The sequence below is a fragment of the Streptomyces odontotermitis genome (genome assembly GCF_050510915.1).
Classification (GTDB): Bacteria; Actinomycetota; Actinomycetes; order Streptomycetales; family Streptomycetaceae; genus Streptomyces.
The window spans coordinates 22,081-39,337 of sequence record NZ_JBNJLS010000016.1 but is presented as its reverse complement, the minus strand read 5'-3'; the positions used below and the strand labels follow the sequence as shown (position 1 = coordinate 39,337).

The following is a 17,257-nucleotide window of genomic DNA, read 5'->3' as shown; positions in this document are numbered from 1 at the left end:
ATGGTGACTGTAGTGATCGGTGGGCTCAGCCCACCACGCTCTCCCGCCACGCCCGGTGCAGCCGGGCGAACCGGCCGGTCCCCGCGATGAGTTGCTCCGGCGGGCCGTCCTCCACGACGCGGCCGTGCTCCATCACCAGGACCCGGTCGGCGATCTCCACGGTGGAGAGCCGGTGGGCGATGACGACGGCCGTGCGGCCCTTCAGGACCGTGTGCATCGCGCGCTGCACCGCCCGCTCGCCGGGGATGTCCAGAGAGCTCGTCGCCTCGTCGAGGATGAGTACCGCCGGGTCGGCGAGCAGTGCGCGTGCGAACGCCACCAGCTGCCGCTGCCCGGCCGAGACGCGCCCGCCCCGCTTGCGTACGTCGGTGTCGTACCCGTCCGGCAGCGCGGCGATGAAGTCGTGGGCGCCGATGGCCTTCGCGGCCCGCTCGATCTCCTCGCGGGAGGCGTCCGGGCGGCCGATCGCGATGTTCTCCGCGACCGTGCCGGAGAACAGGAACGCCTCCTGGGTGACCATGACGACGCCGCGCCGCAGCTCGGCGGTGGCGAGCTCGCGCAGGTCGACGCCGTCCAGGCGCACGACGCCCCCGGAGGGGTCGTAGAAGCGGGCGAGGAGCTTGGCGAGGGTGGACTTGCCGGCGCCGGTGGAGCCCACGACGGCGACGGTCTGCCCGGCCGGGATCGTCAGGTCGAAGCGCGGCAGGATCTCGCCGCCGGTGCGGTAGCCGAACCGGACGCCCTCGAAGGCGACTTCGCGGCCGGGGTGCTCCGGAGCGCGCGCGGGCAGCGGGCGCTGGGCGCCCTTGGGGGGCTCGGGGACAGACGGGGTCTGGGCGAGCAGCCCGGCGATCTTCTCCAGCGAAGCGGCCGCCGACTGATAGGAGTTGAGGAACATCCCGAGCCGGTCGATCGGGTCGTACAGGCGCCGCAGATACAGCACGGCGGCGGCGAGCACACCGAGCGCGAGAGTGCCGTCCGCGACGCGCTGGGCGCCCCACAGCACGATGCCCGCGACGGCGGTGTTGGCGACGAGCCGCGAGCCGACCACGTACTGGGCCATCTCCAGCATCGCGCTGCCGTTGGTGCGCTCGTGGCGGTGGTTGAGCTCCGCGAACCGGGCGTCGTTGGCGCGCTCGCGGCGGAAGGCCCGTACCGGACGGATGCCGTTCATGGTCTCCGCGAACTTCACGATGACCGCGGCGATCGCGGTGGACCGGGTGCGGAAGAGGGCGCCCGCGCGCCGCTGGTAGCGGCGGATCAGCAGATACAGGGGAAGGAAGGAGAGGACGGCGACCGCGCCGAGCCCCAGGTCCAGCCAGAGCAGCATCACGGAGATGTAGACGAACGACAGGATGACCGTGACGAGTTCCTGGAGCCCCTCGCTGAGCAGCTCGCGCAGCGACTCCACGTCCGTGGTGGACCGGGAGATGAGCCGCCCCGAGGTGTAGCGCTCGTGGAAGTCGACGCTGAGGGCCTGCGCGTGCCGGAAGATCCGCCCGCGCAGGTCGAGCAGCACGTCCTGGTTCACGCGCGCGGACGCCGCGATGAAGGCGTACTGCAGCGCGCCGGAGAGCCCCGCGCACAGCAGATACCCGAGCGCCACGGCGATCAGCGGGCCGTAGTCGTCGGCCCGCACGGCGGGCACGCCCCGGTCGATGGCGTACGCGACGAGCATCGGTCCGGCCTGCACGGCGGCCTGCTGCAGCAGCAACAGGACGGTGGTCACCACGACCCGCCCGCGCAGCGGCGCGAGCAGCGACCGGAGCAGGGCGCGGGTGGCGCCGGGCGGGGCGGGGAGGGCGTCGCGGTCGAAGGGGTCGCCGTCGCCGGGGGCGGCCGGCGACGAACCACCCTCAGGAGGGGGCGACTTGGGCGGTACGGAGGGCTGGGCGTCCGCCGGTTCCTCGTTGAGGCCGCCCGAGTCCCCTCGCTTCCCTGTGTCCCCTCGCTTCCCTGGTTCTTCTTGGTTTCCCGCGTCTCCTTGGTTCTCCGCGTCCCCTGTGGTCAGTGAAGACGGTGTCGATGCCGATGCGGTCATCGGGTGCTGCCCTCCCCCTCGTACGACGGCTCCTCCGGTGTCCCCTGTGCCGGGGTGTCCGCCCCCGACATCAGCCACGCGTACTCCGCGTTCTCCCGCAGCAGTTGCTGGTGCGTGCCCACGGCGGTGACGCGGCCGCCGGACAGCAGGGCCACCCGGTCCGCGAGCAGGACCGTGGACGGGCGGTGCGCCACGACCAGGGCCGTCGTGTCCTTGAGGACCCGTCTGAGCGCCTCCTCCACGAGCGCCTCCGTGTGTACGTCGAGCGCGGACAGCGGGTCGTCCAGGACCAGGAAGCGGGGGCGCCCCACGACCGCGCGGGCCAGGGCGAGGCGCTGGCGCTGGCCGCCGGAGAGGCTTAGGCCCTGCTCGCCCACCTGGGTCGCGGTGCCCTGCGGCAGGGCGTGCGCGAAGTCGGCCTGCGCCACCGCGAGCGCCCGCCCCAGCTCCTCGTCGCCCGCCGTCTCGTCGGCGCCCATCAGCACGTTCTCGCCGACCGTCGCGGAGAACAGCGTGGGCTCCTCGAAGGCCACCGCCACCAGCGTGCGCAGGTGTTCCCGGTCCATCGCCGCGATGTCCGCGCCGTCCAGGGTGATCCGGCCGCCGCTCACCTCGTGCAGCCTCGGCACGAGCGCCGTGAGCGTCGTCTTGCCGCTGCCCGTCGCCCCGACCAGGGCCATGGTCTCGCCGGGCCGTATGTGCAGGTCCACCCGGGTCAGGACGGGCGGCTCGTCGGCGGGTGCGTCCGGGTAGCGGAACTCGACGCCGTCGAAGCGCAGCCCGCCTCCACCGGCCGCACCCGGCTCCGGGACCGACCCCGAACCCGGCTCCGGAGCCGACCCGGCACCCGCCCCCGAGCCAGCCCCCGGACCCGTCTCCAACTCCCGCTCCGCGTCCAGCACTTCGAAGTACCGCTGCGTCGCCGTCGCCGCCTCCTGGCTCATCGCGAGCAGGAAACCGATCGACTCCACCGGCCAGCGCAGCGCGAGCGCCGTCGAGAGGAAGGCGACCAGGGTGCCCGCCGACAGGTCCCCGTCCGCCACCCGGACCGTGCCGAGCACCAGGGCCGCGCCGATCGCGATCTCCGGCAGCGTCACGATGACCGCCCAGATCCCCGCGAGCAGCCGCGCCTTGCCCAGCTCCGTGCCGCGCAGCGTGTGCGAGAGCTCCCGGAAGGCGTGCGCCTGGCTGCGGTGGCGGCCGAAGCCCTTGATGATGCGGATGCCGAGCACGCTCTCCTCGACGACCGTCGTCAGATCGCCGACCTGGTCCTGCGCCCGCCGCGCCACCGTCGCGTACTTCCCCTCCGTGTAGGAGAGGAAGACCACCATCGGCACCACGGGTGCGAGCAGCACCAGGCCGAGCGTGAAGTCCTGGGCCAGCAGGATGACCATGCCGACCGCGATCGTCACCCCGTTGACCAGCAGGAACGTCATGGGGAAGGCCAGGAACATGCGCAGCAGCATCAGGTCCGTGGTGCCCCGGGACAGCAGCTGGCCGGAGGCCCAGCGGTCGTGGAAGGCGACCGGGAGGCGCTGCAGATGCTCGTACAGGTCCGCCCGCATCCGCGCCTCCACGTGCGCGAGCGGCCGCGCGACCAGCCACCGCCGCAGCCCGAAGAGCAGCGCCTCCGCGATCCCGAGGACGAGCAGGAGCAGCGCCCCGAGCCACACCCCGCGCGAGTCCCGGTCGGTCACCGGACCGTCCACCATCCACTTCAGCACGAGCGGGAAGACCAGGCCCGTGCAGGAGGCGGCGACCGCGACAAATGCCGCCGTGAACAGGCGAGTTCGCACCGGGCGGACATAGGGCCACAGGCGCAGCAGAGTGCGGACGGCGGACCTGTCCTCGGCGGGTTCCCCGGCGGATTCCTTGGTAGGTGCATCAGTTGTCGGCATCACGAGTGAGCGTACGGATTGCCACTGACAGTGCCCACCGAGTTTCGCCCCGCGCGCACTCGTCTCCTGGTCCTAGGACCAGGGGCCAGGAGCCGCGAGGTCGTACCCCCCATCAACCGATCGGCTGATGCGCTCCCGAGCGCGATGGGCGATGCCAGAACCGCCTCCCACCAGCGATTCTCTGAGCATGCCTCTCATCGAAGTGAACGACCTGAAGAAGGTCTACGGCGGCCGGAACGTCGTCGACGGCGTCACCTTCGCCGTCGAGGAGGGCGAGATCTTCGGGATCCTCGGCCCCAACGGGGCGGGCAAGACCACCACCGTCGAGTGCCTGGAAGGGCTGCGCGTCCCCGACGGCGGCGGCGTCCGCGTCGCCGGGCTCGACCCGGTCGCCGACCACGACCGCGTCACCCGCATCCTCGGCGCCCAGCTCCAGGAGAGCGAGCTGCAGCCGAAGCTCACCGTGCGCGAGGCGCTCGAACTGTACGCCGCGTTCTACCCGGACCCGGTCGACGGGCGCTCCCTCGCCGAGCGGCTCGGCCTGACCGAGAAGCTCGACACCCGCTTCGCGAAGCTCAGCGGCGGCCAGAAGCAGCGCCTGTTCATCGCGCTCGCCCTCATCGGCAACCCGAGGGTCGTCGTCCTGGACGAGCTGACCACCGGGCTCGACCCGCGCGCGCGGCGCGACACCTGGCGGCTCATCGAGGACGTGCGCGCGGGCGGCGTCACCGTCGTCCTCGTCACCCACTTCATGGAGGAGGCACAGCACCTGTGCGACCGCGTCGCGGTCATCGACCGGGGCCGCGTCGCCGCCCTCGACACCCCCGCGGGCCTGATCAGCCGGGCCGCGAGCTCCACCGTCATGTCCTTCACGCCGTCGGCGCCGCTGGACGACCGTGAGCTCGCCGGACTCCCCGCGCTCGCCTCCGTCGACCACCGCGACGGCCGCTACACCCTGGGCGGCACCGACGAGACCGTCAACGCCGTCATCAGCCTGCTGGCGCGCCACCACATCACCGCCCACCAACTCCGCGTGTCCGACGCCACGTTGGACGACGCGTTCCTGGACCTGACGGGAGCCACCTCCTCATGAGCACCGTTGTCGCGACCCCCGCCGCCCGCTCCGGCGCGCGCGGCGCCGTACTGAAGACGGAGATCCGCCTCTTTCGGCGGGAGCCCGCCGCCCTCTTCTGGATCCTCGTCTTCCCGACGCTGCTGCTCGTCGTCCTCGGCTCGATCCCGTCGTTCCGCGAGGTCGACAAGACGCTCGGCTCCGGCGGCGGCATCCGCCTCGTCGACGCTTACGTGCCCGTCGCCGTGCTGCTCCCCATGATCATGGCCGCGCTCCAGGCCATGCCGCCGGTCGTCACCGGCTACCGGGAGCGCGGCATCCTGCGCCGCATGTCGGCCACGCCGATGCGGCCCAGCTGGCTGCTCGGCGCGCAGATGGGCATCCACGGCGCCGCCGCGCTCGGCTCGGCGCTGCTGTCGGTCACGGTCGCCCGGGTCGCCTTCGACGTGCCGCTGCCGGAGCAGCCCGCCGGCTACCTCCTCGCCCTGGTCCTCGCGATCCTCGTCGCGCTCGGGCTCGGCGCGGTCGTCTCGTCCCGGGCCCGCACCTCGAAGATCGCCAACGCCATCGGCACGGTCGTCTTCTTCCCGATGATGTTCTGCGCGGGCGTCTGGCTGCCCGTCCAGGCCATGCCCGACGGCCTCGCCCGCGTCGTCGAGTACACCCCCTTCGGCGCCGCCGCCCAGGCCCTCAACCAGGCGGCCGCGGGGGACTGGCCGAGCTGGTCCCACCTGGCCGTCCTGGTGGCATGGACGGCCCTGCTCACCGGCGCCGCCGCGCGCTGGTTCCGCTGGGAGTGAGCCGGTGGGCGACGGGGCCGACGGGCTCGACGGGCTCGACGGGGGAACGATGCAGACTGGGTGCATGAGCACGGGAACGGGCCGCGACGCCACGGTCACGGGCGCCGCGACCACCATCGAGGAGCGCTGGGGCGCCTTCAACCGGTACGGGCCCTACGCCCTCCTCGGCTTCGGCTTCGCCATCTCGGCGGCCACGACGCACGTCGTGGGCATGAGCCGGGCCGACTGGGCCGTGGCGGGGAGCCTGACCACCGTCGCGGTGGCCCTCCAGGTCTGGTGGAACCGGGCGGCCCGCAGCCGCCCCGGCCCCTCCGTCGCCGGGACCGTCTACTACGGGCTCCGCTGGGCGATCGGCTTCGTCCTGTCCTGGCTGAACCCGTTCTTCGTGTTCTACGCCGCGAGCGGCTACTTCGGCGTCCAGCAGTTGCTCCTGAAGCGCCTGCTGTGGCCGGGTCTCTTCGCCACGGCGGCGGTCATGGCGGGTTCCCAGTCCGGCGGCCTGCCGCCCAAGGGGCCGCTCGGCTGGGCGCTCTTCGGGGCGCTCCTCGCGGTCAACATGGCCCTGGTCACCGTCATGGGGCACCTCGCCGCCAAGGAGGACGAGCGGGCCGCGGCCCAGGCCGACACCATCCAGGAGCTGGAGCGCACCAACGCCGCGCTCCAGCAGGCCCTCGACGAGAACGCGGCGCTGCACGCCCAACTCCTCGTCCAGGCACGGGAGGCGGGCGTCGCCGACGAGCGCCGCCGCCTGGCCGCCGAGATCCACGACACCATCGCCCAAGGGCTCACGGGCATCATCGCCCAGCTCCAGGTCGTCGCGAACGCCCCGGACCGGGCGGTCGCCCGCGAGCATCTCGACCGCGCCGCCGACCTGGCCCGGCACAGCCTCGGCGAGGCCCGCCGCTCCGTGCAGAACCTCGCGCCGGTCGCCCTGGAGCACGACACGCTGCCGGAGGCGCTGAAGAAGACGGTGACGGAGTGGTCCGAACGCACGGGGGTCCGCGCCCAGTTCACGACCACAGGCACCACAACCCCCCTCCACGAGGAACTGGAGTCCACCCTCCTGCGCATCGCCCAGGAGGCCCTCTCGAACGCCTCCCGGCACGCGGCGCCCACGCGCGTGGGCGTGACGCTCTCCTACATGGACGGCGAGGTCACGCTGGACGTCCGCGACGACGGCACCGGCTTCGACCCGCTCGCCGTCCCGGCCCGCTCCGGCACGGGCGGCTTCGGCCTCGACGGCATGCGGGCCCGCGCGGAGCGCGTCGCGGGCTCCCTCACGGTGGAGTCCGAGCCGGGACACGGCACGGCGGTGTCGGCTCGCGTACCGTTGGTGCGCGATGAACGCTGAGAACACTTCGGGCGCGGCCTCGGACCCCGAGGTCATCACCCTCCTGATCGTCGACGACCACCCCGTCGTACGGGACGGGCTGCGCGGCATGTTCGAGTCGTCCCCGGACTTCTCCGTACTCGGTGAGGCGTCCGACGGCGTGGCCGCGCTCGGCCAGGTGGCGGCCCTGGACCCGGACGTCGTCCTCATGGACCTCCGCATGCCCGGCGGCAACGGCGTCGACGCGATCGCCGAACTCACCCGCCGCGGCGCCCGCGCCCGTGTCCTCGTCCTCACCACGTACGACACGGACTCCGACACGCTGCCCGCGATCGAGGCGGGTGCGACGGGCTACCTCCTCAAGGACGCCCCGCGCGAGGAGCTCTTCACAGCGGTACGGGCCGCCGCGCAGGGGCGGACGGTGCTGTCGCCCGCGGTGGCGTCCCGCCTGGTCTCGGCGGTCCGCACCCCGGCCCCGGCGCCGGACGCGTCCCTGTCCGCCCGCGAGCGGGAGGTCCTGGTCCTGGTGGCGAAGGGCACGGCGAACCGTGAGATCGCGCGGGAGCTGTTCATCAGCGAGGCGACGGTGAAGACGCATCTGACGCACATCTACGGGAAGTTGGGCGTGAAGGACAGGGCGGCGGCGGTGGCGGCGGGCTACGACCGGGGCATCCTCGGCTAGCCGAATCAGCCCGTCCGGCGTGTGAGGACGAGCCCCCTCAGCCCCCTCAGCCCCCCACCACCCGCCACAGCACGACAGACCGCGCCCCCACCACCACCGACTCCCCACCCCGGCACACCACCCCCGGCTCACCCCCCTGCTCCTCCAGCCCCGTGTCCACCACCACCTCGTACGCAGCCCCCCACGGCTCCCCGGGGAGCACGAAGCTGACCCCCCGGTCGCCCGCGTGGAACACCGCGAGAAAGCTCTCGTCCCGCACGGCGGCCCCCCGCGCGTCCCGCCCGGGAATGTCGAGCCCCGACAGGTACATCCCGAGCGTCGCCGCGGGCGCGTACCAGTCCGCCTCCGTCATCTCCTCGCCCCGGTCCGTGAACCAGGCCAGGTCCCGCAGCCCGTCCGCCGAATGCGCCCGCCCCGAGAAGAACGCCCGCCGCCGCAGCACCGGATGGGCGTGCCGCAGCGCGATCAGCCGTGCGGCCAGCGCGAACAGGCTCCGGCAGCCCGGGTCGTCCAGGTTCCCCCAGTCGACCCAACTCACCTCGTTGTCCTGGCAGTACGCGTTGTTGCTGCCCCGCTGCGTACGCCCCATCTCGTCGCCCGCGACCAGCATCGGCACCCCGGTGGACAGCAGCAGCGTGGTGAGGAGGTTCCGCAACTGCCGTCGGCGCAGGGCGCGTACGCCCTCGTCGTCCGTCTCGCCCTCCACCCCGCAGTTCCAGGACCGGTTGTCGTCGGACCCGTCCCGGTTCCCCTCCCCGTTCCTCTCGTTGTGCTTGCGCTCGTACGTCACCAGGTCCCGCAGCGTGAACCCGTCGTGGGCCGTCACGAAGTTCACCGAGGCGTACGGGCGCCGACCGCCCCACGCGTACAGGTCGCTCGACCCGGAGAGCCGGTAGCCGAGGTCCCGGACGTCCGGCAGCGCGCCCCGCCAGAAGTCCCGCACCGCGCCCCGGTAGCGGTCGTTCCACTCCGTCCACAGCGGCGGGAAGGCGCCCACCTGGTAGCCGCCGGAGCCGACGTCCCACGGCTCCGCGATCAGCTTCACGCGCCGCAGCACCGGGTCCTGCGCGATCACCGCGAGGAACGGCGACAGCATGTCGACGTCGTGGAAGGACCGGGCCAGCGCGGCCGCCAGGTCGAAACGGAAGCCGTCCACCCCCATCTCCGACACCCAGTACCGCAGCGAGTCCGTGATCAGCCGCAGCACGTGCGGCTGCACCACGCTCAGGGTGTTGCCGCAGCCGGTGTAGTCCGCGTACCGCCGCGCGTCGTCCTGCAGCCGGTAGTACGCGCGGTTGTCGATGCCGCGCAGCGACAGCATCGGGCCCAGCTCGCCCGCCTCCGCCGTGTGGTTGTAGACGACGTCGAGGATCACCTCGATCCCGGCCTCGTGCAGCGCCCGCACCATCCGCCGGAACTCGCCGACCTGCTGGCCGCGCGTCCCCGACGCCGCGTACGCCGCGTGCGGGGCGAAGTAGCCGATGGAGTTGTAGCCCCAGTAGTTGCGCAGGCCCCGCTTCAACAGGTGGTCCTCGTGGGCGAACTGGTGCACCGGCAGGAGCTCCACCGCCGTCACGCCCAGCTTCACCAGGTGCTCGATCGCCGCCGGGTGAGCGAGGCCCGCGTAGGTGCCGCGCAGTTCCTCGGGGATGCCCGGGTGGAGTTTGGTGAAGCCCTTCACATGGAGCTCGTAGATGACGGAGTCCGCCCACGGGGTCTTCGGGCGGCGGTCGTCGGCCCACTCGTCGTCCGGCGCGTCGTCGTGCACCACGACGCCCTTGGGGACGTACGGGGCGGAGTCCCGGTCGTCGCGCACGGTGTCCGCGACGTGCTGCTGGGGCCAGTCGCGGACGTGCCCGTACACCTCGGGAGGCAGCGTGAAGTCGCCGTCCACCGCCCGCGCGTACGGGTCGAGGAGCAGCTTCGCCGGGTTCCAGCGGGCGCCCGTCCACGGGTCCCAGCGGCCGTGCACGCGGTAGCCGTAGCGCTGCCCGGGACGCACGCCCGGCACGAAGCCGTGCCAGATCTCATGGGTCAGCTCGGTCAGCGGGCAGCGGGTCTCGGCCCCGTCGTCGTCGAAGAGGCACAGCTCCACGGAGTCCGCCCCGCCCGCCCACAGCGCGAAGTTGGTGCCCGCGACGCCGTCCGGGCCCACCCGGAAGCGCGCCCCGAGCGGTGTCGGCGCCCCGGGCCACACCGGCGGGGCGGGCCGCGGGCGCCCCTTCCTCCGTACGCCGTTCAGCGCCGCCCGCTCACTCGCGCGCACCGGATGACCGCCGCGCCCCTCCTGTACTGCCTCCTGCTCGGGTGCGCTCGACACCGTTCAGCCTCCCGCGGCTCACCGGGACCGGCGGGGCGGAAGGCACACGGCGTCCCGGCCGCGGCCTCCCAGGCCGGTCCTCCCCACTGTTCTGCCCAGCGGGTGCGTCGCACTCACGTTTCCCCAGGAGGGGCACGGTCGTTGGCACCTACGTGACACAGGTAGCGAGGCGCGCACGGCGCGCAGGGGCCGCGCTGGCCGCCGTACTGACATGGGCAGGACTGCTGGCCGGGGCCGCGGGCTGCTCCGGCACCGGCCTTGACGGGATGTTCGGCAAGTCCCGGTCGCCCGAGGACGCGATCCGGGTGGCGCCCGACGACGGCGCCAAGGGCGTGAAGCCGAACGAGCGGATCGAGGTGTCCGTACCGGACGGGCGCCTGGAGTCGGTGAAGGTCGTCCGGGCGCAGGACGCCCAGGAGTTCGACGTGCCGGGCCGCATCGACGAGGACGGCATGACGTGGCGGCCGCTGGACCCGGGCGCGCTGCCGCTCGCCGCGAAGTACAGCGTCGACGCGGTCGCCCTCGACGGGCACGGCCGCCGCTCGGCCCGGCACACGACGTTCACGACGTACGTGCCCGACGAGCGCTTCATCGGGTACGTGACGCCGGAGAACCGGGCGACCGTCGGCACCGGCATGATCGTGTCCCTGGAGTTCAACCGGGAGATCGCCGACCGGGCGGCCGTGCGGCGCGCCATCCGCGTCACGTCGAAGCCGGCCGTGGAGATCGCCCCGCACTGGTTCGGCGACACCCGCCTGGACTTCCGCCCGGAGAAGTACTGGAAGCCCGGCACGAAGGTCACCGTCGACCTGGACCTGCGTGACGTGCAGGCGGCGCCCGGCGTCTACGGACTGCAGGACAAGTCGTTCACGTTCACGGTCGGCCGCAGCCAGGTCAGCCTCGTCGACGCCGCCGCGCACACCATGGAGGTGCGCCGCGACGGGGAGGTCCTCTCCACCGTCCCGATCACCGCGGGCGCCCCCAAGACCACCACGTACAACGGGAAGATGGTGGTCGCGGAGATGTACGAGGTGACGCGCATGAACGGCGCGACGGTCGGCTTCACCGACGACGACGGCAAGGGCGAGTACGACATCAAGGACGTCCCGCACGCCATCCGCCTCACCACGTCCGGGACCTTCCTGCACGGCAACTACTGGTCGCCGAACGCCCCTGGCAACACGAATGTCAGCCATGGCTGCGTGGGCCTGCGCGATGTGAAGGGCGGCAGCTCAGCGACGCCCGCGGGCTGGTTCTTCGACCGCACCCTCATCGGGGACGTCGTCGAAGTCGTCAACAGCGATGACAAGAAAGTCGCTCCTGACAACGGGCTCAGCGGCTGGAACATGGAGTGGAAGGACTGGAAGAGGACCGGGTGAGACAGGGGTGAAGGGGGTCGTGTGAAGGGTCTGCCCGCACCACACACGAGGTTGGGACTGAACGGTGACATTGGCGGGGATCCATCGGTCAGAGGCGTGTGGTTATCTAGCGCAGTGCGCGATCTGAGCGCATACGCGCACGGGGGTGCGCGAGGGTGCGGGCCTGGTCCAGGCCGTGCGAGGGGAGAAGACATCTTGAACGGGCGACCGATATCGGGGGCGTCGGTTGACGCGTACGGCCGGGGGCGCAAGCACGGGAGGGGCGCGAGGACCGCTCTCGCGCTCGCATCGGGTGCGACGCTGCTGCTCGTCGCCGCGTGCGGCGGGGGAGGCGGCTCGGACTCGGGCGGCAAGGACAAGGACGGGGCCGACAAGAACGCCCCGTCGCAGGCGGTCGTGACGATCGCCCCGAAGGACGGCGCGGACAAGGTCGCCACCAGCGGCGCCCTGAAGATAACCGCGGCCAAGGGCAAGCTCTCCGAGGTCACCGTGAAGGACCCCAAGGGCAAGGAGATACCCGGCAGGATCGCCGCGGACGGCGCCCGCTGGATCCCGGACGGGCACCTCGCGGCGTCGACGAAGTACGAGGTGCACGCGGTCGCGAAGGACTCCGACGGCCGCACGGCCGCCAAGGACTCGGACTTCACGACGCTGGTGCCGCAGAACACCTTCGTCGGCCAGTTCACCCCGGAGGACGGCTCCAAGGTCGGCGTGGGGATGCCCTTCTCGGTCCACTTCACGCGCGGCATCACCGACCCGAAGGCCGTGCAGAAGGCGATAAGGATCAAGACCGAGCCGTCGGTCCCGGTCGAGGGCCACTGGTTCGGCAACGACCGCCTGGACTTCCGCCCGGAGAAGTACTGGAAGCCCGGCACGAAGGTCACCGTCGACCTCAACCTCGACGGCGTCGAGGGCCGCCCGGGCGTCTACGGCAAGCAGGCCAAGACCCTGAAGTTCACGATCGGCCGCAGCCAGGTCTCCACCGTCGACGCCAAGACGCACCAGATGAAGGTCGTCCGCGACGGCAAGCTCATCAAGAAGATCCCGGTGACCACGGGCAAGCCCGGCTACGAGACGTGGAACGGCCAGATGGTCATCAGCGAGCGCCTCGAGGTGACCCGCATGAACGGTGACACGGTCGGCTACGGCGGCGAGTACGACATCAAGGACGTCCCGCACGCCCAGCGCCTGTCGAACTCCGGCACCTTCATCCACGGCAACTACTGGGGCGGCGGCACCTTCGGCAACGTCAACTCCAGCCACGGCTGCATCGGCCTGCGCGACGTGCGCGGCGGCTACGACAAGAAGGTCCCCGCCGCCTGGTTCTTCGACAACTCGATGACCGGTGACGTCGTGGTCGTGAAGAACACGCACGACAAGACCATCGCCCCGGAGAACGGCTACAACGGCTGGAACATGTCCTGGGAGAAGTGGAAGGCGTAGCACCCCTGGAGCGCCACTGATGTGACCCGCGCCCTGGACCGCAGGGGGTGAACGCCCGTTAGCCTGCGGTCATGACAGCGACTCTTGAAGTAGCCGAGGGCGTCGGCACGATCCGCCTCGACCGACCGCCGATGAACGCCCTGGACATCGCCACCCAGGACCGCCTCAAGGAGCTCGCCGAGGAAGCGACGGCCCGCACCGACGTGCGGGCCGTCGTCCTGTACGGGGGCGAGAAGGTCTTCGCCGCCGGGGCGGACATCAAGGAAATGCAGAACATCGACCACACGGCGATGGTCCTGCGCTCCCGCGCCCTGCAGGAGTCCTTCACGGCCGTGGCCCGCATCCCCAAGCCCGTCGTCGCCGCCGTCACCGGCTACGCGCTCGGCGGCGGCTGCGAGTTGGCGCTCTGCGCCGACTTCCGCATCGCCGGGGACAACGCCAAGCTGGGCCAGCCGGAGATCCTGCTCGGCCTGATCCCGGGCGCGGGCGGCACCCAGCGCCTGTCCCGCCTCATCGGCCCGTCCAAGGCGAAGGACCTCATCTTCACCGGACGCATGGTCAAGGCCGACGAGGCGCTCGCGCTCGGCCTGGTGGACCGCGTCGTGCCCGCCGCCGAGGTGTACGAGCAGGCGCACACCTGGGCCGCCCGGCTCGCCCAGGGCCCGGCGCTCGCGCTGCGCGCCGCGAAGGAGTCGATCGACTCGGGTCTGGAGACCGACATCGACACCGGCCTGGCCGTCGAACGCACTTGGTTCGCGGGCCTGTTCGCGACCGAGGACCGGGAGCGCGGCATGCGCAGCTTCGTCGAGGAGGGACCCGGTAAGGCCAAGTTCGTCTGAATTCATGGCAGTTGAGGGGGCGTCAGCGCGACGTGTCCCCCGAAGGGGCGGATTAGGGCTGACTTAAGCGAACCTTAAGGCAGCCTTGCCCGAGGCGCTCGGTGATCACTCGTAAGCGGCAAGTCATCGCAGGTCGGAGCGGGTGCGCCGGACCCTTAACTGCCAACGGCATATGCCTACTTGACCCCCCGGAATGAGGCGTTCCGGGGGGCTTATTCCGCCGGAACGGCCCCGGAGAGCGCTCTGGGCGGCCATGATGGTGGACATGGCGGGGCTGGAGGGTATCGAACCGCCGCGGCGGCACGTGGGTGCGACCGCGGCACGCTGGTCGCCGGCGGTTGAGGACGAACACGCGCTGAAGGCGCTGGAGTTGTTCGGCAATCCGACGGACGCGGAGGTTCCGCTGCCGTCACGCCCGGAGTCCGCCGCCATCGCGCGCCGCCTCGCCCAGGTCGTCGTCCTGCGCCACTGGGGCCTGACCCCGAAGCTCACCGAGGACGTCGTGCTCCTCGTCTCCGAACTCGTCGGCAACGCCGTGCGGCACACCGGTGCCCGCGTCTTCGGCCTGCGGATGCTGCGGCGGCGCGGCTGGCTGCGGGTCGAGGTGCGCGACCCCTCGCGCGGACTGCCCTGCCTCATGCCCGTCCGCGACCTCGACGTCAGCGGCCGCGGCCTCTTCCTCGTCGACAAGCTCTCCGACCGCTGGGGCGTGGACCTGCTGCCGCGCGGCAAGACGACCTGGTTCGAGATGCGGGTCGTCGACCGCTGAGCCCGCCCGGACCCGCGCGGACCTGGACCCATCCGGACCCGGACCCGTGCGGGTCCGGATGCACGAAAGCCCCCGGGAGCCTGATGCGGCGCCGTGGGGGCTTTTCGCGGAGGGCCGGGACCGGAAGGGGTGTGGTCCACGGCCGCTGATGACGACCTGAGCCCGGGTCAATGGGGGTCGTGGCTCCGACTATGGCAGACGGGACCCAGGGATCCAAAAGTCCCAACCAGGACATAGCGGGACTAACCATTGCACTTTAGAGGTGAATCCTTGGTGAGATGGGCCACCTGCCTGGTAAACGCTGGTTAAGGGCCCGCTGTGACGGGCGATACCCAAGGGCTGCGACGCGCAACAGTCCCGAAAGGGGCAAATCACCAGTTTTCTGAAGCTTTCCCTATTAAATGGCCGGGTGACCGAGACAGACCGTCGTGGAGCCCTGCGCGCGGGCGCCGGGCTGATCGTCGCGGGCGCGCTCACCACGGGCTGCGCGACGAGCGACCCCGCGAAGCCCGCGCCCGACCGCCGGGCGGCGACCGGCGACCACCCGGCGGCCAAAGCCCGCCACCCGGCCCCGGCGCCCGCCCCCCGCCGCTTCCCCGGCCTGCCCGCCCAGATCGCGCACGGCCCCGGCACCCGCCCCCGCGTCGCCCTCACCTTCCACGGCCAGGGCGACCCGGCCATCGCGCAGACCCTGCTCGGCCAGGCCGAGAAGGCGGGCGCCCACGTCACCGTCCTCGCCGTCGGCAGCTGGCTCGACGAGCACCCCGGCATCGCCCGGCGCATCCTCGACGGCGGCCACGACCTCGGCAACCACACCCACCACCACCGCGACATCAACGCGATGACCGAGGCCGAGGCATACGCCGAGATCACCGGCTGCGCGGACCGGCTCCGCCGCCTCACCGGCTCCATCGGCACCTGGTTCCGGCCCTCCCGCACGCAGACCGCGACGCCCCTCGTGGAGCGCCTGGCCCGCCGCGCCGGCTACCCGCACGTCCTCTCGTACGACGTCGACTCCCTCGACTTCACCTCGCCGGGCGCCCCCGCGATCACCCGCAAGGTCGCCGCGGAGATCCGACCGGGCTCCGTGGTGAGCCTCCACTTCGGGTACGCGGACACGGTCGCCGCGCTCCCCGCCGTCCTGGAAGAACTCGACCGCCGCGGCCTGCGCGCGGTGACGACCACGGAGCTGCTGACCTGATGAGCCACAAGACGAACCAGAAACTGACCCTCACCAAGCGCACCGGCGCGCTCCTCGCCGCCGGCGCCGTCCTCGCCGCGCTCGCCGGCTGCGGCGCCGACGGCAAGCGCGCCAACGAGGCCCTCGGCACCCAGGGCGTGCGCAAGCCCGCCAAGCCGAAGGTCGTGCCAGGGCTGCCCGGCATGCCGCCCGTCCTCAACCCGGAGGACGCCTACGCCGCCGACCGCCCGAACGCCCTCCAGCCGGAGGTCAAGAAGTTCCTGCCGCGCGTCTACGTGCCCAACACCAACTCCAACACCGTCTCCGTCATCGACCCCAAGACGTACGAGGTCGTCGAGACCATCCCGGTCGGCAACCAGCCCCAGCACGTCGTCCCCTCCTGGGACATGAAGACCCTCTGGGTCAACAACGACCTGGGCGACTCGCTCACCGCCATCGACCCCGCCACCGGCAGGACCGGCCGCACCGTCGAGGTCTCCGACCCCTACAACCTCTACTTCACGCCGAACGGCAAGTACGCCGTCGTCATGGCCTCCATGGACCGCGAGCTGGTCTTCCGCGACCCGAAGACCATGAACCGGGTGAAGACCGTCCCGGTGACCTGCGCGGGCGTCAATCACGCCGACTTCTCCATGGACGGCCGCTACTTCATCGTCTCCTGCGAGTTCTCCGGCGAGCTCCTCAAGGTCGACACCGAGAAGATGGAGATCGTCGGCCAGCAGAAGCTGCCCTTCGAGGGCGCCATGCCGCAGGACGTGAAGATGTCCCCGGACGGCAAGACCTTCTACATCGCCGACATGATGGCCCACGGCATGTGGGTCCTGGACGGCAAGAGGTTCACCACCCCGAAGCTGCTGCCCACCGGCAAGGGCTGCCACGGTCTGTACGTCAGCCGTGACTCCAAGGAGATGTACATCTCCAACCGCGGCGAGGGCACCATCTCCGTCTTCGACTTCCCGAAGAACAAGCTCACCAAGAAGTGGAAGCTCCCTCAGGGCGGCAGCCCCGACATGGGCGGCGTCTCCGCCGACGGCCACACCCTGTGGCTGTCCGGGCGCTACGACTCCGAGGTGTACGCCATCGACACCCGCACCGGCGTCCAGCTCGCCCGCATCCCCGTGGGCAGCGGACCCCACGGCCTCGCCGTCTACCCGCAGCCCGGCCGCTACTCCCTGGGGCACACGGGGATCTTCAGATGACCTGCGGATACCCTGTGGCCCGTCAGTAGGGCAACAAGAAGGGGTGGACGCGGTGGCGGACATCGAGGAAGCGCGCAAGACGTTCGACCGGTTCGACGCGGACGGCGACGGCTTCATCACGGCGGCAGAGTGGAAGACCGCCATGGCGCAGATGGGGGACTTCCACGTCACCGAGACCGTGGCGGAGGCCGTCATAGGCACGAAGGACCTCAACTCGGACAAGAAGCTGTCCTTCGACGAGTTCTGGGCGAGCCTGAACAAGTAGGGCGGTACGGCCCTGCGGC

At 71.6% G+C, this 17,257-nt stretch carries 14 protein-coding genes; 11 read left to right on the top strand and 3 right to left on the bottom strand.

Annotated features, from left to right (window positions below; all coding sequences use genetic code 11):
* Nucleotides 1–25: 25 nt before the first annotated feature.
* The gene (locus ACQB60_RS32635) at nt 26–2,041 is read right to left on the bottom strand and encodes an ABC transporter ATP-binding protein (protein ID WP_496929720.1); all 2,016 of its coding nucleotides are present in this window, start codon (nt 2,039–2,041) and stop codon (nt 26–28) included.
* Nucleotides 2,038–3,939 carry an ABC transporter ATP-binding protein gene (locus ACQB60_RS32630; protein ID WP_496929719.1) on the bottom strand — a complete coding sequence of 634 codons (1,902 nt, stop codon included), beginning with the start codon at nt 3,937–3,939 and terminating at the stop codon, nt 2,038–2,040. The genes ACQB60_RS32635 and ACQB60_RS32630 overlap by 4 nt, the downstream gene beginning before the upstream one ends.
* A gap of 187 nt (nt 3,940–4,126) precedes the next feature.
* Between ACQB60_RS32630 and ACQB60_RS32625 the strand changes: the two genes are divergently transcribed.
* From ACQB60_RS32625 to ACQB60_RS32610, 4 genes are all read left to right on the top strand, one after another.
* Nucleotides 4,127–5,032, top strand: coding sequence for an ABC transporter ATP-binding protein (locus ACQB60_RS32625; RefSeq protein WP_496929718.1), 906 nt, complete (start codon nt 4,127–4,129; stop codon nt 5,030–5,032).
* Complete coding sequence (locus ACQB60_RS32620; protein ID WP_496929717.1) at nt 5,029–5,811, top strand: ABC transporter permease; 783 nt, start codon at nt 5,029–5,031, stop codon at nt 5,809–5,811. The genes ACQB60_RS32625 and ACQB60_RS32620 overlap by 4 nt, the downstream gene beginning before the upstream one ends.
* 64 nt (nt 5,812–5,875) lie before the next feature.
* Nucleotides 5,876–7,162, top strand: coding sequence for a sensor histidine kinase (locus ACQB60_RS32615; protein ID WP_496929716.1), 1,287 nt, complete (start codon nt 5,876–5,878; stop codon nt 7,160–7,162).
* Nucleotides 7,152–7,823 (top strand): response regulator, encoded by a 672-nt coding sequence (locus ACQB60_RS32610; RefSeq protein ID WP_496929715.1) that lies wholly within the window; start codon nt 7,152–7,154, stop codon nt 7,821–7,823. The genes ACQB60_RS32615 and ACQB60_RS32610 overlap by 11 nt, the downstream gene beginning before the upstream one ends.
* A gap of 46 nt (nt 7,824–7,869) precedes the next feature.
* Here ACQB60_RS32610 and glgX read toward each other — a convergent pair whose 3' ends face one another.
* Nucleotides 7,870–10,143, bottom strand: a complete 2,274-nt coding sequence (gene glgX, locus ACQB60_RS32605; protein ID WP_496929714.1) for a glycogen debranching protein GlgX — start codon at nt 10,141–10,143, stop codon at nt 7,870–7,872.
* A gap of 152 nt (nt 10,144–10,295) precedes the next feature.
* On the opposite strand from glgX, the gene ACQB60_RS32600 reads away from it, so the two are divergent.
* From ACQB60_RS32600 to ACQB60_RS32570, 7 genes are all read left to right on the top strand, one after another.
* Nucleotides 10,296–11,522, top strand: a complete 1,227-nt coding sequence (locus ACQB60_RS32600; protein WP_496929713.1) for a L,D-transpeptidase — start codon at nt 10,296–10,298, stop codon at nt 11,520–11,522.
* 195 nt (nt 11,523–11,717) lie between these two features.
* Nucleotides 11,718–12,965, top strand: coding sequence for a L,D-transpeptidase (locus ACQB60_RS32595; protein ID WP_496929712.1), 1,248 nt, complete (start codon nt 11,718–11,720; stop codon nt 12,963–12,965).
* A gap of 71 nt (nt 12,966–13,036) precedes the next feature.
* Complete coding sequence (locus ACQB60_RS32590) at nt 13,037–13,804, top strand: enoyl-CoA hydratase/isomerase family protein (RefSeq protein WP_496929711.1); 768 nt, start codon at nt 13,037–13,039, stop codon at nt 13,802–13,804.
* A 265-nt stretch (nt 13,805–14,069) separates the two neighbouring features.
* Complete coding sequence (locus ACQB60_RS32585; RefSeq protein ID WP_496929710.1) at nt 14,070–14,573, top strand: ATP-binding protein; 504 nt, start codon at nt 14,070–14,072, stop codon at nt 14,571–14,573.
* 409 nt (nt 14,574–14,982) lie between these two features.
* Nucleotides 14,983–15,774 carry a polysaccharide deacetylase family protein gene (locus tag ACQB60_RS32580; protein ID WP_496929709.1) on the top strand — a complete coding sequence of 264 codons (792 nt, stop codon included), beginning with the start codon at nt 14,983–14,985 and terminating at the stop codon, nt 15,772–15,774.
* Complete coding sequence (locus ACQB60_RS32575; RefSeq protein WP_496929708.1) at nt 15,774–16,973, top strand: YncE family protein; 1,200 nt, start codon at nt 15,774–15,776, stop codon at nt 16,971–16,973. Before ACQB60_RS32580 ends, ACQB60_RS32575 begins: the two co-directional genes overlap by 1 nt.
* Nucleotides 16,974–17,025: 52 nt before the next feature.
* Nucleotides 17,026–17,238: an EF-hand domain-containing protein gene (locus ACQB60_RS32570; RefSeq protein WP_496929707.1), complete on the top strand. Its 213-nt coding sequence runs from the start codon at nt 17,026–17,028 to the stop codon at nt 17,236–17,238.
* The last annotated feature ends 19 nt before the right edge of the window (nt 17,239–17,257 follow it).